This window comes from Bacillus cereus group sp. BceL062 (assembly GCF_051780025.1).
GTDB classification, from domain to species: Bacteria; Bacillota; Bacilli; order Bacillales; family Bacillaceae_G; genus Bacillus_A; species Bacillus_A toyonensis.
This window is the reverse complement of the sequence record NZ_JBPWGY010000029.1, coordinates 1-8672: the sequence shown is the minus strand read 5'-3', so window position 1 is coordinate 8672 and position 8672 is coordinate 1. Positions and strand designations below refer to the sequence as shown.

Sequence of the window (8672 nt, the reverse complement as noted above, 5' to 3'; positions counted from 1 at the left end):
AACACGGAAGTTAAGCTCTCTAGCGCCGATGGTAGTTGGGACCTTGTCCCTGTGAGAGTAGGACGTCGCCAAGCAAGCTTAAGACGAGTCAGAATGACTCGTCTTTTTTGTATGCTTTCATACCTCTATCGATTGCCTTTTTAACCGCTTCTAAATAGGAAAATCCATATTTTTGATCTGGTTCTAAGTAGGTTCCTTCTGCCCATTCGTTCCACGCATTGATAAATAAAAACTCACTGTTATAAAGAGAGTAAGTACGATGAATTTGCTTACTTAAATAGATTGCGAACTTTTCAGGAGTAGAACCTATAAAAATACTGCTATTTGAATTTTTGCGTCGTGCAGTGTTATCCCAATCAACGAAAGCTCCAGGGAATGTTTTTTTCTTTGGAGGAGATCGTTTTAATATATACATCCATACTTTATCGTAGTCCCAAGCATTTAATTGCATACCAGACTCATATATTGTTTTATTTATGTCTGAAGAGCTATCATGGGCAATTGTATAAAATGGTTCAAACTGAATGCTAGCATCGAACCCATTTATATCAGGGAGTGGAAAACTGTTTAATGTTTCTGTAAAGTATATACCTTTTAAACCGTTTTCTCGTGCTAATGCATTCCAATAATTAAGCATTTTTTCACAATCAGGAATATGTCCCGGGCGATAAATAATGAATAGAGGTTTATCATCTATACGAATATATCTTTTATCTTGGAACGCTTGTAATAAATATTCAAAGTGCTCTTTCCAATCTGATACATCTCCATAATCTTGAGGCATTAATATATGTTTATCAAGACCATCCCAAGATTTTGTCCATGGCTCATTTGCCCAAGAAAGGCAAAATGGAAAATCTGGTTCCCCTATCTTAAGTACCTCATTAAAAGGTGTTTCTAATAGCCTCTTACCTTTAAACCAGTAGTGATAATAACAAAAACCATATATACCGTATGCTTTCGCGATTTCTGCTTGCCATTTTCTTACGGATGGGGTAGTTAAGTCATAATAAAAATCTTGATAAGGTTCCCTAGGTTGATAATGTCCTGAAAATAAAGGTTGTGCATTTTTAGTATTCGTCCATTCAGTAAAACCTTTACCCCACCAGCGATCATTTTCTTTTATTTGATGAAATTGTGGTAAGTAAAAAGCGATTATTTTCAAGTTATATCCCCCTTATGTTCTTCGAAGTTCAAGTGGTGGGAAGTTACTTTTGATTTTGTGGAGCAAGTTTAAAACGAGAAATTTTTATATTCTCTTACTGTTTTTGTATGCTACGTATTGGATTTAGTTTTATAGTTTGCTTAATACGAGAGTCTTGGGTGCTCTCATATATATGTCTGAAATAAAAAGTATCATTCATCATGAAATTAAGCGGATTACTATGAACGAAAGAAGTTAATCTTTCTGGAGAACAAATAGGGCCTGTGGTAACCGGTTTACATCATCAAAAAAATCCCGCAGTTTTAGATACTTCTCATAATGCTTTTTAATATAGGTCATAGGTATAACAGTTTCTCCATAAAAGCTGCTATCTCTAACATCTCCTGCACCAGTAGGACTGTGTACAAAATTCCCATGTTCATAATCCGAGATAGCGCGATGTATATCTGGAAAAGCCTGAGATAAAGTTTTATGCCATCCTGTTTGAATTAATTCAGGGTGTTCCTTGAATTGTTGACAAAAATCGAGAAAATATCGTGCCTGTGTTGTTGCGATGAAGATTCCACCTGGACGCAGAATTCTTGAAAATTCTTTTATCCAATTTTCTGCAGTTTCTTCGGATAAATGTGAGAATACAGAATAAGCGAATATGATGTCTAATGAATTGTCACGAATAAATTCTACAGGAGGTTGTGGGCTTGCGGTTTTATATATCCCTCTTCCTAATGTTTCATTGCAAAGAGTAATCATGAAGGGGTCTACATCAATCCCAAGCAGATTTTCATCCCGAACATCTTTGAACAAGAAGCGTATAATTCGTCCCCAACCGCAACCAAAGTCTAAAACTTTACTGTCTTTATTCAAGGGAACCCCTAAATTTTGAGCGTATGTTTTTATATGACTATAAAACAAATATGCTTCATATAGGGCGTGTTCATAGGAAGCACCTACAAATTGTTTTTGGATTTCTTCAGGGGGGAACGTAGGTACGGGTACACCGTTTATTGTTGTTTCTGAGCAACTTTGTATAAATAGATTTAGAAGTTCAACGTCAGATAATGGACTAACAAGGTTATCAAAATCACTTCCTAACTTAAAATTATTCATTTGTTAAACCTCCAAATTACATAATGATAAAATTTATTTACGATTTTTTTGTACTAATAAAAACATGCAAAAATTCAGCATCTAACCCTAATGATCTATCCTTTTGTAAATAAACAGTAGTATACATATTTGCCTGTGTGTAAATATATTCAATCATATCTAGCCCCCAATCAAATGTTACTAAAGACCCATTCTCATCGATAGGGTTTCCGTGATACATGGGCTCTTCAATATGCTCAATTACTTCTTTATTCACTCTTGCTCTTTGCACAGTCTTTGTGAGTGTATGATACCAAGGGACAGTAAATACATGAGCACCACCAGGTTTTAATACTCGTTCTATTTCTTTAAATGCCTTGTTTGGCGTCATGACATGTTCAAAAACATCTTGAGTAATGAATAAATCAAAAGATTCACTTGGGAAGGTCATGTCTTCTAAATTTTCACATCTAATTCCTTGAAAGTATTGGCCGAGAGGATAGTTTTTAAAGTATTGAGAATATGTATAGTTTTTACAGTTTTTTATTAGTAGCTGAGTTGTAATGCCTCCAGGAGAGGATTCGTGGATATTATAGGAATTCCATTTTGGAAAAAATGTATTTAAAACATGGATTAAAGCTCGCTGCCTTGGTATAGAGTGGCATGTAGAACATAAGTAATGGTCTCTAAGCCAATCATTATGTTCTATAAATGTAGTTTTCTTCTCGCAAATAACGCAGTACCCAGTATTGTGTTTCAAATTGTCTTCCACATGACATCACTCCTGTGTTAAATGCAATGTATTGATGGATAGTATGACACACTTCAACAATCAAAGGAATCAAAGAGAGTGGCTGAAAATTAGGAAACTCATACAAGTACGATTGATAGAAGGGAATAACCAGCTGAGGGATAATCCCGCACGAATTAAAGTGTCAATTTATGCTATGCGAGACATTCGCTTTTATTCATTGAAGAATGTATAGACTTAAAATATTCCTTTCTTGTATGGATACATTTCAAAGTCCTGTGCATATATTTCTGTAACTAAATCCATAGTTTCTTTATCGTAAAAGCTTTTATATGTTGGAAATCGGGGGAATGCTTCATCTGTAATGCTAAGTTCTGCATAGCTGCCTTCATACATCATCTTATGAGCGCGATGATGATCTGAATTCGTAAGTATGGCTAGGTTGGACTTAATTAAACCGTATTCGTCTTCTATTTTGGGAATTTGCTGATTAAAATCTTCTAAAGGTATGTAGCGTTGGATGAAGGCTTCTTCCCCCTGAACATATTGCTGACTAAAATGTATATCCATTGCTAGGGAGTTGGGACCAAGTGCTTGAACGTAATATAAAAATTGTTTAAATGATATTCCTTCGTTACTATATTTGTCATTATAAAAACATTTTCGGATACTTTCCCATTGTGGGCTAGCATATGGATTGTCAGCAAGTAATAGAAATGAGCTAACGGCCCTTGTATAGGGATTTCGTACGAGTTTATAAACATCTTTTTTTCCTTCTAGAAGAACATTTTGTAACTCAGGTATGTAATTTTCTTTGTTTTTGTATATCCAGAACTCATAGTAATGAATAAAGTCATTGTATTTCTTTGCTTCAGTATATAATCCAATTTGAAAAAAGAACCAATTAGCTAATGCGGTGCATCCGCTTCTATGACTCCAAAATAGTATAAGGGGAAAGTCTTTATGGAAATGTGGAATTCGATCTTTATGTAGAATTACATGGTTTAAAAGTTTTTGATTTATATTTTTCATGAGTTCTGTACTCCTTTTTCGAGAGTTTTGTGTATGTAGAAGCATCTTTAAATGGAATACACGAGTGGAAATATAGGAAGAGAAGGTTGATTTTTTATTAATAAACTATATTCATGGGGGTGAGTAAATATTATGAGTGTTGTTTCGGACATTTTAGATAAGATAGTGATTCTAAAATGAAAATATAAAATAAAGATAATGAAAATGTATAAGGGGCATACAATTACAAGAGGATGAATAATAACAATGATCGAGTTCATGTATTTGCATTTCTAGGTGTGAAGAGTAAAAAATTTGCTTACTAGAGAGAGGATATTATGAGGAAGAATAATTATTTAATAGTAGGTGGAAATAGTTTCATTGGTATTAACCTCACGTTAGGTTTATTAGAACAGGGACAAAATGTAAAAGTATTTTCCAGGCATATAAATAATTTCCCTCGAAATATTATAAATGAAGTTGAATTTATTAAAGGTGATTTAGAAAATGTTGAAGATATATATAAAGCTTTAGTGAATGTGGATATTATTATTTATTTAGCTGCGACGTCTAATGTAGCAACTTCCATCGAAGATATTTTTGGGGATATTAACAGTAGCCTTTTTTTTCTTAATTTCATGGAAAGTGTTAAAGATTCTCGTATTAAAAAAATTGTATTAGCATCTTCAGGGGGTACAGTTTATGGGGAACCTGAATATTTGCCTATTGATGAGAAGCATCCGTTGAAACCACTTTCTCCATATGGAATCACAAAAGTTTCGCTTGAGAATTATTTGTATTTTTATAAGCGAAACTACGGCATCGACTATGTTGTATGTAGATACTCTAATCCATATGGGAAATATCAAAATCCTTTAAAGAAAGTTGGGGCAATAAATTGTTTTTTGTACCAACATCTTAGTAATGAAAGGATTAATATATACGGGAATCCACAAGAGATTATTAGAGATTATATTTATATCGATGATTTAGTTGAAATTACTATACAACTATCACAATTAAATCGATTGAAATCTTGTGTATATAATATAGGAAGTGGCAAAGGTCTTTCTTTAAAACGAATTATAGTGGAATTGGAGAAAATAACAGAAAGAAAAGTAGACTTTATCTGTTATAAACCAAAACAAGAAAATGTTCAAAAAATCATTTTAAATATAGATAAGGTGAGACAAGAATTTAATTGGGAACCTAAAATAGATTTCAAAAGTGGAATTAGATTAAATAAGTTATGGATTGAAGAGTTCTTATATAGTAAAAAATAATAAACCATGCTCTACTTATATAAGCAGAGCATGGTTTATTATTTTACTTCTTTTTTTATTACCCAAAGATCTTGATGATCCCACCAAAACCCTTCAGTGTATTTTTTAATGATAGGGTTATAGGGTAATAACTTAATTTTGTCACACACGTAAGAGGGGCTAACTATCGTTTGGCCATATTGGTTAACATCTAAATCGAATTGTTCACTAGAAGGAAGGAACCAATAGCCTTGTTCATTTAAATTTGGAAATCCAAAGTATTTTTTACTTTGATACCCATGGGTGGTGAAAATGAATAAACCACCAGGTGAAACAGCACTATACAATGTTTGAAGCCAACGAAACCAAGTTGTATCAGGCATATGAGAAAAAAAGGATAAACAAAAAACAATATCGTACGTAGAAGTTTCCAATTTTAAATGTTCAGGTTCAGGATGAGATAATATAGAAGAATGATTTAATGTGTTTTCAATAAAAGTAATAGCTTCTTCATGTATATCACAAGCAGTTATACTCAAGTTTGCTTGTAGATTTAATAAATGGCGTGTTACGCAGCCATATCCAGATGCAAATTCTAATAATTTAATTGGATTGTCTGCAGGAGGATAAAAGGAAGTAATTAAGTCTAAGAGTATTTGTGCTGATTTTTGCCCATCTTTAAAATAATAATCTATCGCTTCTTTTTTAGAAGGAAAGACTGGATTAGTGACAAGGAACTGAAAAATGTGATCCTCAGGATGGATATTTGCGTTTACATTGTAGTTGTTTGCGATTTGAGAAATTAAGTTTTTATTTTCCTCTATAAATGCTTTCAAAGAGTATTCCCCCTAAATAATAGTAGCGTCTTATAAAAAATGCGGATAGTAAATAAAGTTCAAGGCTAAATGTTCAAGTATGTTTTTAGGTATTTTCTATATGTATACATCTTCATTTTAGAAATATCGTCGATAGTAAAGTTCATTTTAATGAAATTCTGCATTTGTACAACTTCATTATAATGAGAATATGAATCTTCTGTTTTCGTTACACTATTTGTATGTCGTCTATGATAGTTTAGGGACTTTGGATTAAAGTGAATATGTCCCTCTTGCAGGATGGAAACATAGAAAAACCAATCACCAGCAATTTTAAATTTTGCTAGTTGTTTTTCTGTGTTTTTTATATCTATGTTTTTAAAAACTACACTTGAGACATTAGGTATAGTGTTTTTAATAAGTAACGTATCTTGTATTTCATCTATGCCTTTTCGAAAATAGGGGGTTTTCCATTTTTCTTTATCGATATCATTTGTGTAATTTAAATAATGATCAGCTATTACATTTCCTTGTTCGTCTATTTGTTTTGATTGTGTGTAGCTTAAGGTAACCTTGTTATTTATATGAAATCCTTGTATCACCTCTTGTAAAAATGTCTTCTCACATAAGTCATCTGATTCTGCGATCCAAATATAATCACCGGTTGCTGCGGAGACTCCTTTTATCCATTGTTTAAATACAGAACCAGAGTTTTTTTCGTTAATAATTCGTTGAACTTTCAGATGAGGCTTATTTTCTTTTGAGAGCAGCTTTTCAAATGTTGATACGCTATTGTCAGTAGAGGCGTCGTCTAGGAAAATTAGTTCGTAAAGGGGGTAGGTTTGGTTTAATATTGATCTGACTCGGTCAGGTAAGTAGTGTTCATAATTATAGTTTGGTACAATTACACTTATTTTTTTGTAATTATGTTCGAGAAGCGCTAATAATTGATAAATGTAATTAAGAAAATTAAAGTTTTTTTCAATGAGCTCTTGGCCAAAGCTCCCCTTTTGTAAGCGTAACTCCTCATCTCCAATAAGTTCATATATTCTTTCGACCATTTTTGGTAAGTTTAAAAAGTCTACTAAGGCACCGGTTTTTTCTGTAACAACATCCTCAAAACCTCCAGCATTTTTAAAACCTATAACAGGAACCTTTGTATCTAATGCTTCTAAAACAACATTTGGAAAAGGGTCTTCCCTTGAGGTTAATAAATATAAATCAGCCCCGGCATTATATAAACCGATATCTGGAGTAGGATCAACTAATGTGAAATGTGCTTTATATCTTGGTGATAGAGTATCTATAAGGTGAACATCTGTTCTCCCTACCCAAATAAAATGAATATTATTATGAACCTTTCTTACTGAGTAAGCAATAAATGAGAATAAATCTATTCCTTTTCGATAATCGGCGAAACCTACACCTAAAATAATTTTACTATCTAGAGGCAGGTTGAGTTTTTTGCGTAATTCATTTCTAGCCACTGTAATATTATTCTTATAAGGATTGTGGTTAAATAAACCTTGAGGGAGAATGTGACATTTTTGATGATCTAATTGCGTGATTGTAAGGAATTTTTCATATACGTATTGTGAAGGGAAGACAATTTTGTAAGCAGATTCAGCAATGTTTCTAGCTTTTCCTTCGGCAGAGTACTGTTGTATTAAATGCGGTAATTCATGTATTAACGAAATAACTTTTATATTGTGCCTAGCTAGTAATGCAACCATATCACCACTTATGACCGTACTGCATATGGCAATGGTATAGTCTTGTGATAATAAAGTCTTTATTAATAATTCGACCGTTTCTTCCGTGGGGTAGTCTTCCTCTAAGCAATAAACAGGACCATATTTTTGAAAATCGGGGATTAAAATGCCTGATCCAATAGAAATAATCGCGACGGAGTAATCGAAGTTTTCTTTAAGAGCTTTAATAGTATGTAAAGAAAGCAGCTGTGCTCCGTGGAAATGGGCATCATGGGATACATAAATGATTTTCTTATTAACATGCATTTCATAACGCCTCCTAAGTTTATTAGATTTCTTTACCTTTCTATCGACTTAGTAAAGGAAAAGAAGATAAGGAAGTATTTTATTTATAATCCCCCTAGAGATAAGCGAGAGAGGAAAATGGTAATCTTAGCTCGGGTGCACCACTACCCTTAATATATATTTACTTAGCCTGACATTCATTCTTTAGAAAAGTATTAGTATTAAGCTAAAGGTTATAAATTGCCGATTATTAATTTGACTAAAGGAGTTTTAGAATCTCTAGGGATGGATTATAAATTAAGAGGTTTATAATTTATAAAATAAAAAACATAAAAGGTATTGACGATTACGGGTTAGAAGTGTAATATAGAACAAGTCGCCGATGCAATAACGCAGAAAACGACAAACGAAATAAAAAACTTAGTTGACATCAATTAACGAAAATGTTAACATAAGGGAGTCGCAAATGAGCGGCCAAGTAGTTCTTTGAAAACTGAACGAAACAAACAACGTGAAACGTCAATTTTTATTTTTAGATGCTAGACAAACTAACTTTATTGGAGAGTTTGATCCTGGCTCAGGATG

Annotated in this window: 7 protein-coding genes; 1 reads left to right on the top strand and 6 read right to left on the bottom strand. The window is 32.9% G+C overall.

Annotation, left to right across the window (positions count from 1 at the left end):
* Positions 1–88: 88 nt before the first annotated feature.
* The 4 genes from ACS2MN_RS30610 to ACS2MN_RS30595 all read right to left on the bottom strand — a co-directional run bounded on the left by ACS2MN_RS30610 (position 89) and on the right by ACS2MN_RS30595 (position 4034).
* Entirely contained in the window at positions 89–1165 is a 1077-nt protein-coding gene (locus ACS2MN_RS30610) for a glycosyltransferase WbsX family protein (RefSeq protein ID WP_087948815.1), read from the bottom strand.
* Positions 1166–1399: 234 nt separating this feature from the next.
* Positions 1400–2272, bottom strand: a complete 873-nt coding sequence (locus tag ACS2MN_RS30605) for a class I SAM-dependent methyltransferase (RefSeq protein WP_346995182.1) — start codon at positions 2270–2272, stop codon at positions 1400–1402.
* A 37-nt stretch (positions 2273–2309) separates the two neighbouring features.
* Entirely contained in the window at positions 2310–3023 is a 714-nt protein-coding gene (locus tag ACS2MN_RS30600) for a class I SAM-dependent methyltransferase (protein ID WP_098710169.1), read from the bottom strand.
* 216 nt (positions 3024–3239) lie between these two features.
* Positions 3240–4034, bottom strand: a complete 795-nt coding sequence (locus ACS2MN_RS30595; protein ID WP_000790067.1) for a sulfotransferase family 2 domain-containing protein — start codon at positions 4032–4034, stop codon at positions 3240–3242.
* Between the two features lie 317 nt (positions 4035–4351).
* Here ACS2MN_RS30595 and ACS2MN_RS30590 point away from each other — a divergent pair, with 317 nt between their 5' ends.
* On the top strand, positions 4352–5296 hold the full coding sequence (locus ACS2MN_RS30590) for an NAD-dependent epimerase/dehydratase family protein (RefSeq protein WP_087948819.1): 945 nt from the start codon (positions 4352–4354) through the stop codon (positions 5294–5296).
* 38 nt (positions 5297–5334) lie between these two features.
* On the opposite strand, the gene ACS2MN_RS30585 is transcribed toward ACS2MN_RS30590, so the two are convergent.
* Both ACS2MN_RS30585 and ACS2MN_RS30580 read right to left on the bottom strand, forming a co-directional pair.
* The gene (locus tag ACS2MN_RS30585; protein ID WP_016107408.1) at positions 5335–6111 is read right to left on the bottom strand and encodes a class I SAM-dependent methyltransferase; all 777 of its coding nucleotides are present in this window, start codon (positions 6109–6111) and stop codon (positions 5335–5337) included.
* Between the two features lie 65 nt (positions 6112–6176).
* On the bottom strand, positions 6177–8108 hold the full coding sequence (locus ACS2MN_RS30580) for a glycosyltransferase (protein ID WP_346995183.1): 1932 nt from the start codon (positions 8106–8108) through the stop codon (positions 6177–6179).
* Between the last annotated feature and the right edge of the window lie 564 nt (positions 8109–8672).